Annotated in this window: 16 protein-coding genes and 1 pseudogene; 7 read left to right on the plus strand and 10 right to left on the minus strand. The window is 58.3% G+C overall.

Annotated features, from left to right (window positions below; translation table 11 throughout):
- Window positions 1–237: 237 nt before the first annotated feature.
- The gene (locus HDE80_RS13740; protein WP_184671771.1) at window positions 238–1,632 is read right to left on the minus strand and encodes a hypothetical protein; all 1,395 of its coding nucleotides are present in this window, start codon (window positions 1,630–1,632) and stop codon (window positions 238–240) included.
- A 539-nt stretch (window positions 1,633–2,171) separates the two neighbouring features.
- Between HDE80_RS13740 and HDE80_RS13745 the strand changes: the two genes are divergently transcribed.
- Window positions 2,172–3,686, plus strand: a complete 1,515-nt coding sequence (locus HDE80_RS13745; RefSeq protein ID WP_255483797.1) for an alpha-L-arabinofuranosidase C-terminal domain-containing protein — start codon at window positions 2,172–2,174, stop codon at window positions 3,684–3,686.
- 111 nt (window positions 3,687–3,797) lie between these two features.
- On the opposite strand, the gene HDE80_RS13750 is transcribed toward HDE80_RS13745, so the two are convergent.
- On the minus strand, window positions 3,798–5,741 hold the full coding sequence (locus HDE80_RS13750; protein WP_184671775.1) for a CocE/NonD family hydrolase: 1,944 nt from the start codon (window positions 5,739–5,741) through the stop codon (window positions 3,798–3,800).
- Between the two features lie 386 nt (window positions 5,742–6,127).
- Between HDE80_RS13750 and HDE80_RS13755 the strand changes: the two genes are divergently transcribed.
- The gene (locus HDE80_RS13755; RefSeq protein WP_184671776.1) at window positions 6,128–6,808 is read left to right on the plus strand and encodes an SGNH/GDSL hydrolase family protein; all 681 of its coding nucleotides are present in this window, start codon (window positions 6,128–6,130) and stop codon (window positions 6,806–6,808) included.
- An 84-nt stretch (window positions 6,809–6,892) separates the two neighbouring features.
- Here HDE80_RS13755 and HDE80_RS13760 read toward each other — a convergent pair whose 3' ends face one another.
- Window positions 6,893–7,648, minus strand: coding sequence for a M90 family metallopeptidase (locus tag HDE80_RS13760; protein WP_184671778.1), 756 nt, complete (start codon window positions 7,646–7,648; stop codon window positions 6,893–6,895).
- A 248-nt stretch (window positions 7,649–7,896) separates the two neighbouring features.
- Window positions 7,897–8,541 carry a CPBP family intramembrane glutamic endopeptidase gene (locus HDE80_RS13765; protein WP_184671780.1) on the minus strand — a complete coding sequence of 215 codons (645 nt, stop codon included), beginning with the start codon at window positions 8,539–8,541 and terminating at the stop codon, window positions 7,897–7,899.
- Between the two features lie 145 nt (window positions 8,542–8,686).
- On the opposite strand from HDE80_RS13765, the gene HDE80_RS13770 reads away from it, so the two are divergent.
- On the plus strand, window positions 8,687–9,133 hold the full coding sequence (locus HDE80_RS13770; protein WP_184671781.1) for an Lrp/AsnC family transcriptional regulator: 447 nt from the start codon (window positions 8,687–8,689) through the stop codon (window positions 9,131–9,133).
- Window positions 9,134–9,307: 174 nt separating this feature from the next.
- Here HDE80_RS13770 and HDE80_RS13775 read toward each other — a convergent pair whose 3' ends face one another.
- Complete coding sequence (locus tag HDE80_RS13775) at window positions 9,308–10,003, minus strand: AraC family transcriptional regulator (RefSeq protein ID WP_184671783.1); 696 nt, start codon at window positions 10,001–10,003, stop codon at window positions 9,308–9,310.
- A 456-nt stretch (window positions 10,004–10,459) separates the two neighbouring features.
- On the opposite strand from HDE80_RS13775, the gene HDE80_RS13780 reads away from it, so the two are divergent.
- Window positions 10,460–11,296, plus strand: a complete 837-nt coding sequence (locus HDE80_RS13780; RefSeq protein ID WP_184671785.1) for an aspartyl protease family protein — start codon at window positions 10,460–10,462, stop codon at window positions 11,294–11,296.
- A 24-nt stretch (window positions 11,297–11,320) separates the two neighbouring features.
- Here the strand turns inward: HDE80_RS13780 and HDE80_RS13785 are convergent, their stop codons facing one another.
- The 4 genes and pseudogenes from HDE80_RS13785 to HDE80_RS13800 all read right to left on the minus strand — a co-directional run bounded on the left by HDE80_RS13785 (window position 11,321) and on the right by HDE80_RS13800 (window position 14,241).
- Complete coding sequence (locus HDE80_RS13785) at window positions 11,321–11,686, minus strand: hypothetical protein (RefSeq protein ID WP_184671787.1); 366 nt, start codon at window positions 11,684–11,686, stop codon at window positions 11,321–11,323.
- Window positions 11,683–12,051: pseudogene (locus tag HDE80_RS13790) on the minus strand (polymer-forming cytoskeletal protein); the annotation flags it as partial. The gene HDE80_RS13785 and the pseudogene HDE80_RS13790, both read right to left, overlap by 4 nt.
- 416 nt (window positions 12,052–12,467) lie before the next feature.
- On the minus strand, window positions 12,468–13,493 hold the full coding sequence (locus tag HDE80_RS13795; RefSeq protein ID WP_184671791.1) for a hypothetical protein: 1,026 nt from the start codon (window positions 13,491–13,493) through the stop codon (window positions 12,468–12,470).
- A gap of 130 nt (window positions 13,494–13,623) precedes the next feature.
- Window positions 13,624–14,241, minus strand: coding sequence for an NAD(P)H-dependent oxidoreductase (locus tag HDE80_RS13800; RefSeq protein WP_184671793.1), 618 nt, complete (start codon window positions 14,239–14,241; stop codon window positions 13,624–13,626).
- 93 nt (window positions 14,242–14,334) lie between these two features.
- Here HDE80_RS13800 and HDE80_RS13805 point away from each other — a divergent pair, with 93 nt between their 5' ends.
- Entirely contained in the window at window positions 14,335–14,751 is a 417-nt protein-coding gene (locus tag HDE80_RS13805; RefSeq protein WP_184671795.1) for a helix-turn-helix domain-containing protein, read from the plus strand.
- A 66-nt stretch (window positions 14,752–14,817) separates the two neighbouring features.
- On the opposite strand, the gene HDE80_RS13810 is transcribed toward HDE80_RS13805, so the two are convergent.
- A complete protein-coding gene (locus HDE80_RS13810) occupies window positions 14,818–16,344 on the minus strand; it encodes an FAD-dependent monooxygenase (RefSeq protein WP_184671797.1) in 1,527 nt (508 codons plus the stop codon).
- A 52-nt stretch (window positions 16,345–16,396) separates the two neighbouring features.
- Here HDE80_RS13810 and HDE80_RS13815 point away from each other — a divergent pair, with 52 nt between their 5' ends.
- Together HDE80_RS13815 and HDE80_RS13820 are read left to right on the plus strand one after the other, a co-directional pair.
- The gene (locus HDE80_RS13815; protein WP_184671799.1) at window positions 16,397–17,035 is read left to right on the plus strand and encodes a TetR/AcrR family transcriptional regulator; all 639 of its coding nucleotides are present in this window, start codon (window positions 16,397–16,399) and stop codon (window positions 17,033–17,035) included.
- Window positions 17,036–17,299: 264 nt separating this feature from the next.
- Window positions 17,300–18,652: an SGNH/GDSL hydrolase family protein gene (locus tag HDE80_RS13820; protein ID WP_184671801.1), complete on the plus strand. Its 1,353-nt coding sequence runs from the start codon at window positions 17,300–17,302 to the stop codon at window positions 18,650–18,652.
- Window positions 18,653–18,735 lie beyond the last annotated feature (83 nt).

Here is an 18,735-nt window from a genome sequence, read left to right on the forward strand (position 1 = left end):
TATCGCAGGCATTCCTCAGCACGTGGTGCAGCGGAGCAGCAATCGGCTGCTGCGACCACATGCTGAGACGAAGGGGAGGAAGGCAGTTAAGCCGAGCGCTGGGTTTAGCTTTTCCATTTGTCGGCGTCGCGGTCGCCTTGCGTTGGTCTTTGCTGCGAGGTCGATGATTTAGCTACTTCCGCCCCTGTTTCCCGCGGGTGACTAATTAAACTGCCCGTGGCATTGAGGCTGTCAGCTTCACCTATTGCGATCGGCCCCATTTGTTGTGCCGCTTCCAAGGACGAAGGTGGTTACCGAATAAGGAGGCAGGCTATACGTAAACGTCCCGTCGGTAATTGCAACGTTGGTTGCGATTTGGGCCGGCAGCCCATCTCCCGTGGTCTGCCACGCATTCATGGTCCCTGAGCCATAGCCAGTCAGGTTAACGGTACCCGTCTCTGTATTGTTTGGGTCTTTGTTAATTACCACGATATTTTTCGGGTTATTTGATGCGAATACTTCCAGGGTGTTGTTCTGCACAACATTGGAACCCTGCACATTAACAGTGGTATCCCCGGTAACACTCGTCAGTACCATGTTCGTCCCGAAATGCTGGAAAAGGGCGCCTCCGGTAAACATGTAGTAAGAGTAATATAGCGGCATCGGTGTATCGTTCTGGCTGACAACTCCCATAAGTCCGCCCGAACTATCACCATATTCCATGGAAACACCACCCGCCTTGACGATATTGCCAATAACACTGGCGCCCCATATCGCATTAAACGGCTGGCCTTGCGCCGGATCAGACCCCCAAGTGAGATTCCATTCGCCGCATTCTATGGGCAACCCTGTATCTCCTTGCAGCTTGGCTATTTCTGCCTGATACGACACGGTGCCATATTGCAGCACATCGCCATCGCTATCGCTGCCTCCGCCGTTCAATTCCTGCTGCAGCTGGCTCGCGGACATATCGGTGTCGCCGCCGTTGCCGTATTGATGGTAGTCAAGGAAATCGGGGCCTCCGGCAGTGCTCTTGGTATTGGCGAAGTATCCCGTCATGGTGCCTTCGTCATACCAACCCCACGCAGGGCCGCCTATATACAGCGTAAAGCCACCCGACGCGCTGCGCATTCCGGGAGCAAAGGCTATGAAATTAGAGCCGCTGGAATCGTTCGCGTTGGTCTCATTGCCGATGATGTAATACTGCACGGGCTTTGAAAGGCCGTGAGCGGCATAATTCGCCGTATAACGGCTTACCATGGCCTGTGCATCAGCTGCACTGCCTCCGCTGTCGGTGCCGTTGTCGTCCTCACCAATCGTATGCAGCCTTATGACCGGCTTCGCTCCAGTGCTGTCGATGGCCTGTACCCATGGATCACCGGGGCCACTTGTACTCCCGGCGCCTAACTGGGGATCGCTGCCGTTCTGTAAGTCAATGCGCATTGCATCCAAATGCAACGCAGCTATCAAGTTGTATACAGTCTGATCATGCACGATGTCATGTGGTGAACCATATTCGGTAGAGTCCATGCTGAACGCCCGAGGATTGACCGTCCCTATATTCTTAGTAAAATCCACATTAATAGTGCCCGCATAAGCGTTTCCTGCAAGTAATGAAATAAGGCTGATACACGATAAGGAACGCGATTTCATGCAAGCCTCCAATGTAAATTTTATTTATATAAAAGTATAAAATCCTTGGCTATTTTCCACGGTGCCAGCTAACCTTTTGTGACATGGCTATTGTTTTTAACAAATAGCGAGAAAAGGTGTCGGGGACAGTTTCTGATACCAGGATGGCTCCTGAGATAAGGCGGACACGCGGCTTGTACTGATCGCGGTGCATATCGTTCGTGAGCGATGCTATCGCGCATGGCCCGACCTCCACGCCACGATATCGCAAGTATTCCTCCGCACGTGGTGCAGCGGGGTAGCAACCGGTTGCCGTGCTTTCTGGACGACGAAGATCGCCAGCGTTACTTGCAGCGCCAGGCGCTATTGCGTGACGGATGTCGGCTGCACGCCTATGCGTTCAAATTGTCCCTGACACCTTTTTGCTCGTCACCCCTATTTTACTATTGTAGTATTAATAAAATTCAAGCTTGGCGATGGCCTCGCCGGCGCTATGGGAGAGATCCACGATGCAGCAGAAGTTTGCGCGCGGCTGGCGCCGTGTCTGCGTGGCGACGGCGATGCTGATGATGACGGGGCTGGCGCAAGCGGGTGTCGTATCGGTGCATGGCACACTGCATGTCGATGAACCAGGCGCACTGGTCTCGCGCAATATTTTCGGCCAGTTTTCCGAGCATCTGGGCAACGGTATCTATGATGGTTTGTGGGTTGGCCCGGATTCGGGTATCCCTAACGCCGACGGGTATCGCAACGATGTGATCGCGGCGCTGAATGCCCTGCATGTACCCAATGTGCGCTGGCCCGGCGGTTGTTTTGCGGATGAATACCATTGGCGCGATGGCATTGGGCCACGCGACAAGCGACCGACGCGGGTGAATACTCATTGGGGTGGTGTGGCGGAGTCGAATGCTTTCGGCACGCAGGAATTCATGAACTTCATCGAGCGCATCGGCAGTCAGGCTTATGTAGCCGGCAACGTGGGTGACGCCGCGCCTGAAGAAATGGCGCAGTGGGTCGAGTACATGACGGCTACGGGCAAATCGTCGCTGGCTCGCGAACGCGCCGCCAATGGTCACGAGAAGCCCTGGGTGGTTCCCTATTTCGGTGTGGGCAACGAGTTGTGGGGCTGTGGCGGGAACATGCGTGCGGAATATGCCGCGGATCTGTTTCGACGCTATCAGACCTTCGTGAAGGTGCCCGCGGGGCAAACCATCATGAGGATTGCGCCCGGTGCCAACAACGACGACGTTCACTGGACCGAAGTGATGATGCGCGAAGCAGCCAAGTTCATGGATGGACTGAGCCTGCATTACTACACCGTGCCGGGTGGCTGGCCGCCGCTGGCTTCATCGACCGATTTTGGTGACGAGGGCTGGATTGAAACCCTGTCGCTGGCACTGCACATGGATGACCTGATCAAGCATCACAGTGCGGTGATGGACAAGTACGATCCGGACAAGAAAGTGGCCCTGGTGGTCGACGAGTGGGGAACCTGGTATGCGCCGCTGCCAGGTACCAATCCCGGGTTTTTGCGGCAGCAGAACACCTTGCGTGATGCCCTGGTGGCGTCGTTGACGCTCGACATCTTCACTCATCATGCCGATCGCGTGCGGATGGCCAATATCGCGCAGATGATCAACGTGCTACAGGCGATGATCCTCACCGACGGCGCTCGCATGCTGCTCACGCCGACGTATCACGTGTTTGCGATGTATCGGCCTTATCAGGATGCTACCGAGTTGCCGTTGCAGCTCGACACGCCCAGCTACACGCTCGATGGATACGCTGTACCGGAGGTACATGGTTCGGCGGTGCGGGCAAAGGACGGCCATGTCTATGTCGCGCTGACCAATCTGGACCCCGAGCGCGACGCGAAAGTTGAGATAACGGTGGATGGCCTGAAGGCGGTGGGAGTAGGTGGGCAGATTCTGACCGCGCCAAAGATCACTTCACACAATACGTTTGATCAACCCAATGCAGTGAAGCCGGTGTCGTTCAACGATGCGCATGTTCAGGGCGACAAGCTGAGCGTGGTATTGCCGGCCAAGTCGATCGTGATGCTGCAGCTGCGTTGACCATGTCTTGCTGCGCCCACTGCATCTCGATTTCACAGGGCCCGGTCCGCGCGCTCGCGAACCGGGCTTTTCCGTTTGTCCAGCGGCTTTCATTTCAGGGCCAAGGCCCAGTCAGTCGCTGTTGGTCGATCCTTCCACCACGGGCAGCAGTACGGCACTGCGTCCATCGGGTCCGTGCTCGATCGTCACCGTCGCCTTGCGGTAGTCCGACGGTTTGGCGAACAGGATGTTGGGCACGTAGGTCTGCGGGTTGCGGTCGTAGAGCGGGAACAGGCTCGACTGGATCTGCACCATGATCCGGTGGCCGGGTTTGAACACGTAGTTCACCGTGGGCAGCCGGAACTTGTATTCCTGCACTTGGTTTGCCGGGATCGGTGACGGATCGGCGAAGCTCTTGCGATAGCGCCCGCGGAAGATGTCGAGCGACACCGGTAGCTCGTAGCCGCCCATGGTGGGGTCGGTCGGATCGGTGCCGGGATAGACGTCTATAAGTTTGACCACGAAGTCACCGTCGGTGCCGGTGGTGCGGGCGAAGAGGTCGGCGATCGGTGCGCCTTCCAGTCGCACGGTCTTGCTCAGTACCGGCGTGGTGTAGGACAGCACGTCGGGCCGGTTCGTCACGAAGCGCTGGTCGTGGACCAGCCAAGTGCGCCACTGGTCGTTTTTCTGCGGAATCGGGCGTGGCAGGTAGGGCACAGGTTTGGCCGGGTCGGCGACGTAGCTGTCGCCGTCGCCGTTCGGCTGTTCGAAGCCCAGGCCCATGTCGGCCTGCAGGTAGAGTGGGGTGAGCGACTGATTGCTGGCCACCTTCCAGTCGGCGAAGCCGTCCCAGTGCTGCTCGGTCGGGTTATAGATCATCGCATCGGGCAGTGGCTTGGGCAGCGGCGTGCCGCGCAGGTAGTGGTTGAACCACGGGATCATCACGTTCTGGCGAAATTGCGCGGTGGTGTTGCCGGGCCATTTGAGTGGTCCCATGTTCCAGCCATCGCGATTGATCTGGCTGTGCCACCACGGGCCCATCACGAGGTGGTTGTTGGCGCCGTGCCCGGCCTGCTTGAGCGCTTCCCAGGCATGCACGGCACCGTAGATATCCTCCTGATCCCACAGGCCTTGCAGCCACATGGTGGGCACATCGGAGGAATGCGCGACGAGCAGCTTGTCCAGCGCCTGGTTCTGCCAGAAGGCGTCGTAGGCCGGGTGTGCCGAGAAGCGGTTCCACCAAGGCAGTTGCCGAAAGCCGTTGGCCTCCGCATAGGCGCCGGCCGAACCCGCATCGAGGAAATTGGTGTAGTCGTCGTAGTTGTCGCGCGGGATGCTCTCGCCTTCACCTTGCTTGCTCGTCTGGCCGCTGAAGTAGTCGAGGTTCACCTGACGCAGGGCGCCGTAGTGGTACCAGTCGTCACCCATCCAGCCGTCGATCATCGGGCTTTCCGGCGCGGCGGCCTTCAGCGCAGGGTGCGGGTGGAGCAGGGCCATGGCCACCGTCCAGCCGTCGTAGGACGAGCCGATCATGCCGACGTTGCCATTCGATTCCTTGGTGTTCTTCACCAGCCAGTCGATGGTGTCCCAGGCGTCGGTGGTGTCGTCGGTGGTGGTCGGGTTGAGCGGCCCCATCGGCGGGCGCGTCATGATGTATTTGCCTTCCGAGCCGTATTTGCCGCGGATGTCCTGCCACACCAGGATGGTGCTGCCGTCAGCCCAGTCCTTGTCGCCCGACCACACCGCATCGGCCATGTGCGGGCTGTTGTCGGGTGTGAAGGTGTCGGTGTTGTAAGGCGTGCGCTCGAGTAGCATCGGCAGGTTGTGCGCGCCCTTCGGGATTAGCAGCACGGTGTGCAGCTTCACACCGTCGCGCATCGGGATCATCACCTCGCGCTTGACGTAGTCGAAGTTGCTCTGCGGTTGCTTCCAGTCGGCCGGAATGTCCGACGCGGTCTGGATCATGTCGGGCGTGACCTTCGAACCATCGGAACCCAATGCGGGCGCAGCGGGCAAGGCAACTGAGATGAGGCAGGCGAGCGAAACCAGCGCCGAGGCCAGGGCGGCTTTTTTCATGTACAGAGGTTCCTCATGGGGGAGTCAGAAACTTGGGTAAGAGTGCACTTTCTACGGAAGTCGTTCCGGTGTCACGCGCAAATTCCAGTCGAGTTGAGCATAGATTCCGATAAGGCCTGAACAGGGCACTTGTCCTGACTAGCATCCAAACGGGCTGGTTGCTGACAAACGGGTGTGCTGGCATTTTTGTTAGGCCCACTTTCGACGGCGCGGACATCCCATGGAGTCCTGCCGGAAGCGCGTTTGGACGCCGCCGCTAGGGTATGGAATGCGGCTAGTGCTGCCTCTCAGCATGAGCTGCGTATAGGATTGAAAAGTGGTGAGGCTAATCACTGTAAACGCGTAGCTGACGCGCATTCTCAATCCATCGGACGCATGAGGAAAAAATGATCCGTAATCATTGCAAGGTATGGGTGGCGCTCAGTCTGTGCACACTTTTGTGCATTTCGGCGTGCTGCCAGGCGCAGTCAACTTCTCAACCTGAAGTCATCGAATGGACCTGGGCGGTTAGGCCTACCCAAGTGGATCATCAGCTGCCGAACGTTCTCTTGGTCGGAGATTCCATTACTCGCAACTACTTCCCCGAGGTGCAGCGAGAGCTCAGCGGTAGAGCCAATGTCTATTTATTTGCTGCTTCGACCAGCCTGGGAGATCCGCGCCTGGATATACAGTTGAACGAGTTCGCTGCGTTGGAGGGCGTGAAATTCAGCGTAATTCATTTCAATAACGGGATGCATGGCTGGTCTTATACCGAAAAGGAGTACGCAGCATTCTTCCCGAGCTATGTTACGACGCTTCGAAAGATCGCTTCCGGCGCCCACCTCATTTGGGCATCCACAACTCCGGTAAAAAAGGACGATCCGCTTGGTCCTTCAAATAAGCGTATCAAGGTGAGGAATGCTGAGGCACTGCAAATCGTGAATCGCGATTTGATCGCCGTTGACGATCAATACACGTTGATGCTGCGCTATCCGAATTTCTACTTGGATGACATTCATTTCAACCCCGAAGGCTCCAGCCTGCAGGGTAGGCAAGTTGTCGGCACGATTGAAAAGTATTTGAAGTAATTCCGCTTTCGACCCATAACCACCGGAACCCACAGTCACGCTGCCTGTAGAACCTTGAGAGGTTCATTCTTTGTCACTGAACGCTCAGAACGGGTGCTGCCGGTAAAACTGCTCGAGCTGTTGATAGACGTCCGGCAAATGCTCTTGGAGTGTTGCTGGTGTCTCGAAAAATTGTTCGCTGGCCACCGCAAAAAACTCGGCCGGGCTTTCGAGCGCGTACGGGTCAATCGGCAACTCGCTCCCGTTGCGTTGTTCCTCCTTCAGGCGATCCCACGCGCTCGAGAAGACCTGCGACCACACGCGGCGATCCATGCGCCGATGCAATGGCGGAAAGCCGTTGGCGTCCCCGTTGAGCATGTCGAGCTTGTGCGCCATTTCGTGGATGATCACGTTGCGCCCCGGTTTCTTGCCGGCATCCAGCACATTTGCCCACGACAGGATCACCGGGCCACGCCCCCATGCCTCACCAGCCAATAGGGTGTCGCTTTGATGCACCACCCCAGCGGCATCGATTTTTGGGCGACGTGGAATGAACGCGTCCGGGTACACGATGATGCTGCGCCAGCCGTCGTACCAATCGATGCCAAGTTTCAGGATGGGTACGCAAGCATGCGTCGCGAGCAAGACAAGATCGGCGTCGTCAAGCTGCAAACCCTTGGTTGGCTCCAGCGCCTTGCTCTCCAGGAACAACGTTGCCAGCACGCGCAGCGTCGCCTGATCGGAAGCGCCCAGCCTGCGCGCCGGGGCACAGCGCTGCAGCGCCTCTTGCCAGAGCGATTCGGCGATCGGGTGCCGAGCGACGATGCGCCGTATGCGCCAGTTTCTGATTTTGTTGAACATGGCCACATGCTGGACGGAGTCGTAGAGTCAAGAGCATCAGGGTCGAAGTGCACTTTCTCAAGCGAGAAAACCTGAGGAAAAGGTGTCAGGGACAATTTTCGACACCGTTTCTCACGCCACCGTGACAATCAAATTGTCCCTGACACCATTCTTGTCCGACACCACTCTTCTACCGCGTTGTTGCCAGCCTGCCTTCGCCAGCGCAAGCGAACATGAGCGGAACTGGCGGGACACCCAGCGCGATGGCCTCATGACGCCAGTCCCAGGAACACGAGCACGACGGCAATGGTATCGATGAATCCGTGCGCCAGAATGGTCGTCCAGAGATTACGGCCGGAGAGCAGGAACGCCGCGCCGAGGATCAGACCGGCCACCGACGAATCAAGGATGCCTGCCGGCCCCTTGTAGTAGTGGCCGTAGCCGAACAGTACCGCGACGACGATGGTCGCCGTCCACCATGCAAGGCTCGAACCGCCGCCCACGTCGGCGCCGCGTTTGGTGAGGTAGCCCCGGTAGCTTATTTCCTCGCCGAAAGCGGCGAAGGTCCAGACAAATAGCAGCGCGATCAACGCTGCGGTCGGATTGTGCACGATGCTGTCGGTTCCCTTCGGTGCGATCTGCTTCGGCCAGAAATGAGCGGTCAACGGATCGATGACCAAGGTACCGAGCAGCAATCGCAGGATCGTTGCACCGGCGGCTAGCAAGATTGTTTTCGGCCACGATTTCGGTCGCTTGAGTCCCAGCGCCGCCCATCCACCTTCGCGCAGGCGCGTCGACACGAGGCCTAGCACGAACAGGATCGGCACCTCGTTCGGCAAGACGTGCCACACATTGTGGCCCAGCACGATGGCCGCGCCGATCAGGAATTCCAGGCCGCTGATGGGGCTCGACAAGGCCCTGTCCGCATCATCGATTGCTTGCGCTTCCGACATTGTCCTCGATCTCTTGCCGATACCTGCCCGAAAGATACGTCATCAACCGCGGGTATTCCGCGCGTCTCCGGCTGGTTCACGCAGGATTCCTGTGCGAGTCTGTGGCATGGCTGTGAGCATCGACGATCGTGACCGACTGATCCTGGAATTGATCCAGGCCGACGCATGGCTCAGTTATGCCGCCATCGCCAAGCGCGTGCATCTATCCGCGAGCGCCGTGCAGCGGCGGATGGAGCGCTTGATCGAAAACGAGATCATCCGCGGCGCCAGGGCCGACGTAGTGCTCGAAGAAACATCGCTGCCATTGAGCGTCTTCCTGTTGGCGGAACTGGCGGACGACTCCGCCGCCACGATTAGGCAATTCACGCGTGCGATGGCAGCTCCGCCCGAGGTGATTGAAGCTCATTACGTCACTGGCGAGGTGGACGTCGTGCTTAAGCTGCAGGTGGCGGATATGGCCGCATACGATAGCTTCGTGCACCGGTATATCAATCGCTCGCCGCAGGTGCGGCGCTTCAAGACATTCGCCGTACTGCGATTGCTCAAGTCATGAGCTGCCTTTGGGTGGCGGTCTCAACCGGTCGATGCGGCACACTGACGACTGCTCAGGCGGCGGAGCTGGGAGTGTGGTTGTTACCTTGTCAGACAACGACGTAACGCAGAAAACAGCCACCCACTTTGTGGTTGCATATTTTGTTGGGTGAGCCGTGTGCCGTTAAAGAAAAATTCAGGGCTTAGACGAAGAGCTGGTTTTCCTGAAGTTTCGACGAAAACTTGATGGGGTGAAGCCCGTCTGCTTGCGGAAAACATTCGAGAAGTGCGCCTGATCGGAAAAACCTGTCTCCAGCGAAATATCTGCCAGAGTGAATTCTGAACATTGGAGCTTTTCCTTGGCCGATTCGATACGCAGTTCTCTGAGATATTCGCCCGGAGTGCAATGAAACCAGCGCCTGAATTCCTTCGATAAATGCGCAGGATGCACACCCACCAAGGCTGCGATCTCAGTCAAGGATTTGGGCTCCTTCATATCTTCACGTAGCAGTTCGCTGGCTCGGCGAAGCCACGCGGGCGGGACAGAACCACGAGGCAGCGAGCGCTGATGCGCCAGTGCGACCGCGCCCATTAGAAAACCCTCAATAACAAGAGCAGAGAACGGATCCGGATCCATCAACTCTTGAAGCAAACGGGACTGAAGAAAACGAACTTCGGATGCCGAAATTTCCATTGCGTCGTTCGCCACGGGCGCCGACTCGCGAAGCTCGCCGAGGAAATTATTGCTGAATTCAGCCGACAGGAAAGTCGTGGCCGGAGTAAAGAGATCTTTCTGGATCCATTGGGGAGGCAAGAACAAACCAGAGTTCGGTGCCAGCTCCATGGCTCGGTTCCCCATCGTTTTCAAACAATGGCCGTTTTCTACAAACATGACAGACGCGCACTCGTTTCCGTGCAAAACAGAAGCCGTCCCGGCTTGGTAGCGAATTCGAGATATCGTCACGCGCCCTGTAGACAGGCTCTGCAGGGTTGTCCCGTAGTGTTGGCCCGCGGGCAACATCGTTGGCAATGATGGTTGAGCGTTACTCACGGTTTAGGTCCATACAAAAACGCAAAGATCATTCAATCCAATGGGCGCTACAGCCAGGAAACTGCATCGAAGTTTGTTTCAGGAGATGTAGCGTACCGCTTCGAAGAATGCCGGTATCGGTTTCCTTCCAAACCCAGGCAGGTCCTGTCGAGGCTTCATCGTTTGAGCTCTCAAGACGCAAATGGCGGTCCGCGCCAGGAGAAACGTTAGCTGATTCACTACATCCAAACATTGGGCGAATTCAGCGATCGCTTTAAGTTCACGACCTTCATCTAACCTAATCAGGAACCACGCGCCATGCGTCACGTACATAAAACCGCCTGCGAGATCCTGGCTTTCATGATGTTTCTTGCTGTCCCGATTTCAGCTGGCGCCGAAGACATTCGCCTGACACCGACCTCAGTTGGCTGGACGATTCAAGCCGTCGTGAATGGAAAGCCGGGCACATTCTTGTTCGACACGGGTGGCGGCAACAGCATCATGAATCCGCAGTTTGCTGCCAACATCGGTTGCAAGCCCTGGGGACAGATGAGTGGATTCACCATGCAATCCAAACGCATCGACATGCTGCGCTGCGATGGTGTTGCCGTAAAAATTGGCAAGATTGACGTAACGCCAGAAACAATGGGCGTATTTGATTTCACGCGTCTGCTGCCTCCCGGCAGCCCCCACATCGATGGATCGCTCGCACTGGATCTATTTCCCAATAAGACTTTTCGCTACTCGCTTACCGACCGAGTACTGGAAGTAGTGGATAGTCCAAGCGAGATAAAGGGGCTGGATAAAAAGTCATCCATGCCTGTGCACGTCGTTCGCGACGCGCAAGGCCTTGCACTCGAAATTAATCTTCCAGTAAAGACGCCAGAAGGTACGGCTTGGTTCGAGTTGGATTCCGGAAACGATAGCGGCGACATCCTCGTGGGGAAGCACCTTGCCGGACTATTTCATCTTTCCACTGAGCATAAGAAACAGAAGGTATCGGGATCGCTACTGAATGGTGCGGCTTTTACTGGGTCGGTGGAGGTTCTTGACCTCGCACTGGACGGCAATCTTGGACTGAGCTTCCTCAAGGACAACGATGTCGTCGTCGATATCCCGGAACACCGTGCGTGGGTAATACCACGCGGAAAATGATTGATGCTCGGGTCGAAGCAGGCATCAATGCCATGTGCTGCGCTTGCCGCCAGCGACGGCGGCATTCATTTCGACGCTTAGCGTGAAGGTGCGTTGTTCGTCTGGCCGCATGGCACCGACGCCCACTAGCTTGCGGGCGATTTCCTCGCCGCGTTCGTTGCGGATGGTCAGCACCATCGAGTATTCCCACGCACCGCTGTCGGCGGGGTTGCGGAAGCTGCCTTCCACGCGCAGTGGTGTGGAGGCTGGCGCCGCCGTTGCGTTGGTGGGCTCACTGAAGCGGAGCTTGTGGCGACAGGCGGGACACACGCTCGCACTTTCCAGGATGGTCTCCCGGCAGTGCGGACAGATGCGTGTCGCCCCGGCCGTGCCCGATGACGCATTGCTCACGAAGTTTTGCCGTCGTGTCCGAGGGTCTTGTGGGCGCTGTTGCCATCGGCGGCATCGTCCCAGCCAAACTCGGCCTGGCCGCGCATGCGCGAACCCGCCGCTACGCTGAGCGACCCTGCCTTCAGGTCGCCAGTGAGCGCGCCGGTTTGCAGCAATTCCACATGTACGGCGGATTCGATGTTGCCGATGAGTTCGCCCGCGATGGTGACCTTCTCGGCGCGCACGCTGCCGGTCACCTTGGCGCTGGGCTCGATAGTGAGATCGCCGCGGACGTTGACGTCGCCCTTGAAGTTGCCAGCGATGCGCACATGGCCGGCACCTTCGATCTTGCCCTCGATGGTGATATCGGGCGCGATCAGCGATTCGGTTTTGGGCTTGCTCGGCGTGGGTGCGGCTGTGGGTGTTGAACGGAATGCGGGCTGCACCGGTGTTTCCGCTTCGGGCCTTGCCTCCGGGACGGCGCGGTGCGTCAGGTCGGTGGCTTCGGGCGTTTCGGTGGAGGAGGTCTTGACGGGTTCTTTCCACAGGGCCATGAGGGGACTCCGGTTTCGGTCAGACGGAGGGTGACCGTACCCCCAAACGACCGCGATGGGAACCGCCGCAAATCAGAGAGGTTCAGGTTGTACTAGCTAACCGGGTCAAAGCCCCTTACAGGATGGGATTGAGTCGGGAGCTAAACGGGCTGCCTCAAACTGCTCCATTTTGTTGTGTGCCGCCTTGCGTTGGGCGTAAATAGCGAGGGCGGCCGTGGCCGCCTTCGTATGGGAACGGATAACGCCGATCAAGCGGCGATCGGTAGAGCCATGTCGGCCACGATGTCGTCGCCGCACACATCGCGCCATAGGTGATACATCACTCCGAACATCACCGTAAACATCATGAGCAACACAGCGATGTAAAGCGGAATGATCAGCGCGAACACCAGCCATGCGCCGACGAGCTTGCCAATCAGGGCGAGCAGAGCAGCAACGATCACGATGGCGATAGCTGCGACGATCCAGACAAGGACGAGGCTCACTGCAAACACCAGCAGCGGCAACAGGTTCTTCAGCGCGCCGATCAGGCCATCGCCGATGGCACCGAACACGCTGCGCTGACGCAGCGCGACCTGACCAAGGCTGATTGAGTAGAAACCCATCATGAAGATGCCAAGCACCACGAACAGTGCGATTGCGATTCCGAAGCCGTGGGGTAATGTTGGTGGAGGCTGATGGCCGGCCTGTGCGGTCAGCATTTGCATATACCATCTGACGATACCGCCTCCCGCCGCCGCGATGATGATTCCGAACAGGGCGACGTAGACCACAATAAGCGCCAATCCATAGCCGATCACGCGCAATGCTTCGCCTTGTCGATAGGGATTGAAGATGCCGCGTGTGCGGGCCGGTCGCCCATGCTCGGCCGCATCGATCACTTGCAAATAGCCTGCGTAGAGCGGCACGAGCACCAGACTAAGCAGCATGGAAACCGCCGTAGTCCAACCGACGGTGGCCAAGCTCGGCTGTGTGCTCGTCTGCATCGAATGGAATTGCATCAGTAGCGTTATCAGCGAAGGCATCATGCATGCCAGCAGCAGGAAGACCGCACCCCCGAATAGCGGTTTTGGATGGCGGTAGCTCACGCTGATGCCGCGCTTCAGCCAGCCAAAGCCGGCCAACGGTCCCTTGGATCGTGTCGTCATGGTTTCACTTCCCTGATGATCGGCGCCCCCGCGCCGTGTAGACCGATCATAGCAAGCTAAGCGGGTCAGAGCCCTTGCAGGATATGCTGGAAGTGGCTCTGATCCGCTTGGATGGTGCAGCTCCAAATTTTTGGATCACTCCTGGCTGCAAGAAGCCACAAGAAAAAATTCGATTGGTCCTTGGTGCAAATTGAGCCTTTGATCCAAAGGTTTTCAAGAAGGGGGCTGCCCCGGGCACCCGAATCGGTCTTGCGGATTACGATTGCGCTGCAGACGTCACGGCGGGTTCAAACGTCTGGAGGAAGTCGGCTCGTGGTCTTTCTCCAAGGTCGACAACTTTGGTTCCACCTGCGGAAACGAACGTAACATCCTCGATTCCGATGACCTTGAGAATGAGGCGTAGATACATCGTTGCGATGTCCCGGTCCCGGATCGGCGAGCCCTCGGTGTAGACACCACCCGAGGCCATCAGGACCGTGCATTTTTTGCCATGGACCAGGCCCTCGCCAGTCATGCCGAGAGTCAGGCCCTTGCGCACGATGTGGTCCACGTAGGATTTGAGGTTTGCCGGGATGTTGTAGTTATAAACCGGGGTGCTGATCGCAATATGATCCGCAGCCAGAAGCTCGGTGACAAGTTCGTTGGATACCCCAAGAAGGTCCTGCATTTCAGCAGTTTGCTTCTCTGCAGGCGTAAGGCTGGCTCCCACCCATGGCAGATTCATATAGGGCAGGTCCATCTTCGCGAGATCGCGTTCAATGACTTCACCGCCCGGATGCTCAGCTTTCCAGCGCTCGACAAACGTTTTCGCAAGATTGCGGGAGATTGAATGCTCTCCTCGGGGGCTGGCCTCAACAAGCAGTAGCTTGGTCATGATGACGTTCTTTCCTCGATTGTGGCGTCCGCTTAACTGGACTAAAGTGCACGAACAATTTGTGCGTAACGCCAGTATGGGAAGGACGATTACATGGCACAAGAAGGCACTTTTCCGAGCGAAGCGAACATTTTTGTTCCCGACAGCTCCTTGTCCCCCATCGATTGCAAGGGTCTTGCCGATGTGTTGGCCAGCGTCGGAGACAAATGGACCATCATGGTTGTTGGAGCCCTGTCCAAGGGGGCGCTCCGCTACAACGAGGTCCAGCGGCGTGTCAGCGGTATCTCGCAACGCATGCTTACGCTGACTTTGAAGCGGCTGGAAACGGATGGCGTCGTTACCCGTACCTTGTATCCCTCAGTGCCACCGCGTGTGGACTATGAGCTGACCGAGCTTGGGCAGACATTGCGTGGCGCGCTTGTGCCGCTCCATTTGTGGGCTGCGAAGAACAAGGAGGTCATCGCTCGCAACCGAATGGAAGTAACGCGAAAGTCGCATCATGAGGACTGAGGCGCCTTTTGGGTTATCTACGCCAAGACCTTAGCGCTTGATGTGGAGGGTCGTCAGCGAGACCCCTCAACGCGCCTCGGTTGTGAACCAGCGACGGAGCGCTTCCTCCAATCCGTCTGTGCTGTTCTCCTCACCGGCCCAGGCAATGCAGGCATCGGGACGAATCAACATCGAAGGTCCTGTATCGACGGCGACGCAACGTATCCTCTGCGAAGCGGCTGCAACGAGCTTGGAAGCCTCCCCATCGATTGATGCGTCGAGAAGAACGCCCATGCCATCCTGCATGACATCGTAGAGCGAGACGTCGCCGCCACCATCGCTATGGCTGCCTTGGCTGATCGGCCTGTCGCCAATCAGCCGTCCGACGTCGTCCATCTCCGACCCAAGATCGTATGGGGTGGACAAACCGCTCATCATTCCGCCGATGAACCGATTGACGTCATCGAACTGCATGAGCTTCGCCACGAGGTCTCGCATCGCACCCGCTTGCGAATCAGGCCGCATGATGGCGACTTGCGCAAGAGTATTGGCCAGAACAGCTTCGGCGACGGGGTGCCGTTCGGCGGTGTAGGTGTCGAGCAGGCTTTCGGGCATCTCGCCGCGAACGACTGCAGCGAGCTTCCAGCCGAGGTTTGCAGCGTCCACCAGCCCGAGGCTCAGGCCCTGCCCGCCGAATGGCGAATGGATATGCGCTGCGTCACCGGCGAGCAGCACCCTGCCTTGGCGGTAGGTGTCGACGAGCCGCGTGTTATCCGTCCATCGGCTCGCGCTTTCGAGCGATTTCACGCGGATGTCCGTGCCGCTGATGCGGCGCAATACGGCTTCAATCTCCTCGCGTGTGACTGGAGCCTCTCGATCTGAAGGCGGACCACTGAAGTCCAGCATGACCAACCGACCGGGGAGAAATCCATAGGAGAACACGCCACCCGATGTACGGCGCCAGCCACTGGGCAACAGGCGTTCGGGATGGTCGATCTCGGTGACCGCGTTGTACATCGTCATCGATGGAGCCGTGCCAGGGAAGTCAAAGCCGGCCATCTTTCGGATGGAGCTGCGTCCCCCGTCGCAACCAACAAGGTAGGCGCAGCGGATACGGCCATCGCCTGTCGGAGATACCCACTTCACGTCGACGCCGTCGTCCTGCTGTACGAAGCCAGTGACATCACACTCGCGGTGCACCTCGACTCCAAGAGCGCGTGCGCGGTCGGCCAGCATGGCTTCGACGGCGTGCTGATCTACCGGGTGAGCACGCCGTTCCGGCTCCTTCTGCGCATCCTTTCGGATAAGAGACAGGCCAGCGAAATGGCCACTGAACTTCGACCCTTTACCACGCGCGTCTGGTCCGTTCTGCTCCGTTGACTTCTTCATCGCCGCGAAGGTGCGCTCCTCTGCGGCGGCGATGGCCGCAGCCATCCCCCGACGCTGTAACGCTTCGCTTCCAAGCGGTCCGATCCCCAACGCCTTTGTGACCATACTCGCGGCGGCCAGACGCTCCAGCACGAGGACGCGCACGCCGCCCAAAGTCAGCTCGATGGCGGTCAGGAGTCCGACCGGTCCGGCCCCCACCACGACAACATCGATGTGCTTATTCATATACTTAGTTCCAATATGTACTAAGTACATAATTTGTGCTATAAATGGCCACATGTCAATACAACCCGATCGCCGATCCCGCAAACGCCTCGCCACACGAGAAGGCATCTCCGATGTCGCCACCCGCCTGTTCAAGGAGCGGGGCTTCGATCGTGTAACAGTGGACGAGATCGCGGCAGCTGCCGACGTCGGACGTATGACGGTGTTCAATCATTTCCCCCGCAAGGAGGACATGTTCTTTGATCGCGATGAGGAGATTCGCGAAACCCTGCGTGGAACTGTACGGCAGCGTGATCCGCGCACATCTCCTATTGAGGCGCTACGGCTGCTCGCTCATCGGCTGGTTGAGGAGCAGAGCCCGTACGTCGAATTTTCTACTGCGAGCCAAGGCTTCATCGAAACCATCGAGGGCAGCGAAACCCTCAAGGCTCGGGCCAGGGCGATACGTGACGAAATCGCGCAAGTCGTCACGGTGGCGCTAACTGAAGGCGCAGGGCGAGAACCTGCCGATCCTGCCGCCCATCTGGCGGCCAATCTGCTTTTGGCGACGTGGACCGTGGCCTACATCCAGGCTCACCAGACCTTTCGGCAGAGTCGCGATACAGCGAAAGCGAAAGCTGCCTTCCTCGCTATGGTCGATAAGGGAACCATCGGTCTGAAAGCCGCCATGGCAGGCACGCCTTATGCCTGAGCAATCACCTTCTGCCTTGTCTTCGAGGTGGAGATACCCTTACCTGTATCGCCGGGGCCTGTTTCCTTTTCGTGCCGCGAGAACACGCTGCTTGCGACTCGACCGGACAGGCGTGCTTCAAAGGCAACTCTGCGTGGCAATTATCGATCGGCGCTAAAGGGGCACTGAGGGCATGAAAATCATGTTTCGCTGGTTGCCAGCGTATTCGAACGCGAAGTGGAAAGATGTCAGAGTGAGCTGGCCAGACTGAAAGAGTTGCTGCTGATGAAACAAGCTGAAGAACACTTTTATCACCGGACGCTGCGTGCGCTAAAGCGACTTGCGTTGGTGCTACTGGCAGTCGGCTTGCCGATGGGCGTCGCTAGCGCCGATGCCGCCCGCCCGGGAACAGATTGGGTAAGCACCTGGATCGCTGCCCCGCAGCCGCCACTGCCGAGTGCACTCGATCATTACCGCGCCCAAAGCCTGCGCCTGATCGTGCACGTCAGCGCAGGCGGGTCGCAAGTTCGTATCCGCTTGTCGAATCTCTACGGAAACGTGCCGCTGACGATCGGTGCTGCGCATATCGCCGGTCGTACAAGCGGTGCGGATATCGATCCGGCCCTCGACCGCGCGCTAACGTTTGGCGGACGCACATCAATCGTGGTGCCGGCGCATGCGATGGTGCTGAGTGATCCCGCACGCCTGGCGGTGCCCGCACTGGCAGACCTGTCCGTGAGTCTGTATTTGCCGAAGAGCGTCGCAGCGACGACCGTCCATATTCTCGCTCAGCAGACCGGCTACGTATCGCAGCCAGGTGACGCCACAGCGGCCGCGCACTTTCCGGTTGCTCGACGCATCGATATGTGGCCGTTTCTCACCGGCGTGGACGTTGTGGCTGCGCCGCCCACCTTCGCCGTGGTCGCTTTCGGTGACTCCACTGTGGACGGCGATGGTTCCACAACCGATACCAATCGACGCTGGCCGGATGCCCTGGCCGTGCGCCTGCAGCAAGCCGGTCAGAACGTGGCCGTGCTCAACGCAGGTCTTATCGGCAACCGCCTGTTGCATGGCAGCCCGGGCGGCAGCACGTTCGGTGCGGCGCTTGGTGAGGCAGGACTCGCACGCTTCTCTCGCGATGCGCTCGATCAGGCCGGCGCGAAGGTCGTCATTGTGCGTATCGGTAGCAACGACCTCGGCTTCTTGCACGGATTGGCACCGCCAGGCGAATCGGTGGATGCCAATGACCTGATCGTCGGCTATCGGCGGCTTGCCACGTTAGCCCACCAACATGGCCTGGGCATTATCGGAACCACGATTCCTCCGTTCGAAAACGCCACCATTCCCGGCTATTCAACGCCAGCGAAAGATGTCATTCGCCAGCAGGTCAACGCGTGGATACGCCATGGTGGTGGATTCGACGCCGTACTGGACTTCGATCAGATTCTGCGTGACCCGTCCCATCCCGCACGACTGCTCCCGGCCTACGACAGCGGCGACCACCTGCATCCCAATGATGCGGGCTATCGCGCCGTGGCTTCAGCACTCCCCTTGGAGACGCTCGACAAATTAGCCTTTCGCTCGGCCAGAGCCAAGTCGGCATCGGCCGCTGATGCGATGAGCGCGCAGCGCAAATAAGGTGGGCAGGAAAAGGGTGCTCGTGCGCTAACCGTGCCAGTGCTACTTACACGGCGAGCAGGCGTCTGGCAATTACGCCAGTG

It is taken from the genome of Rhodanobacter sp. A1T4, assembly GCF_014207185.1.
Taxonomy (GTDB): domain Bacteria; phylum Pseudomonadota; class Gammaproteobacteria; order Xanthomonadales; family Rhodanobacteraceae; genus Rhodanobacter.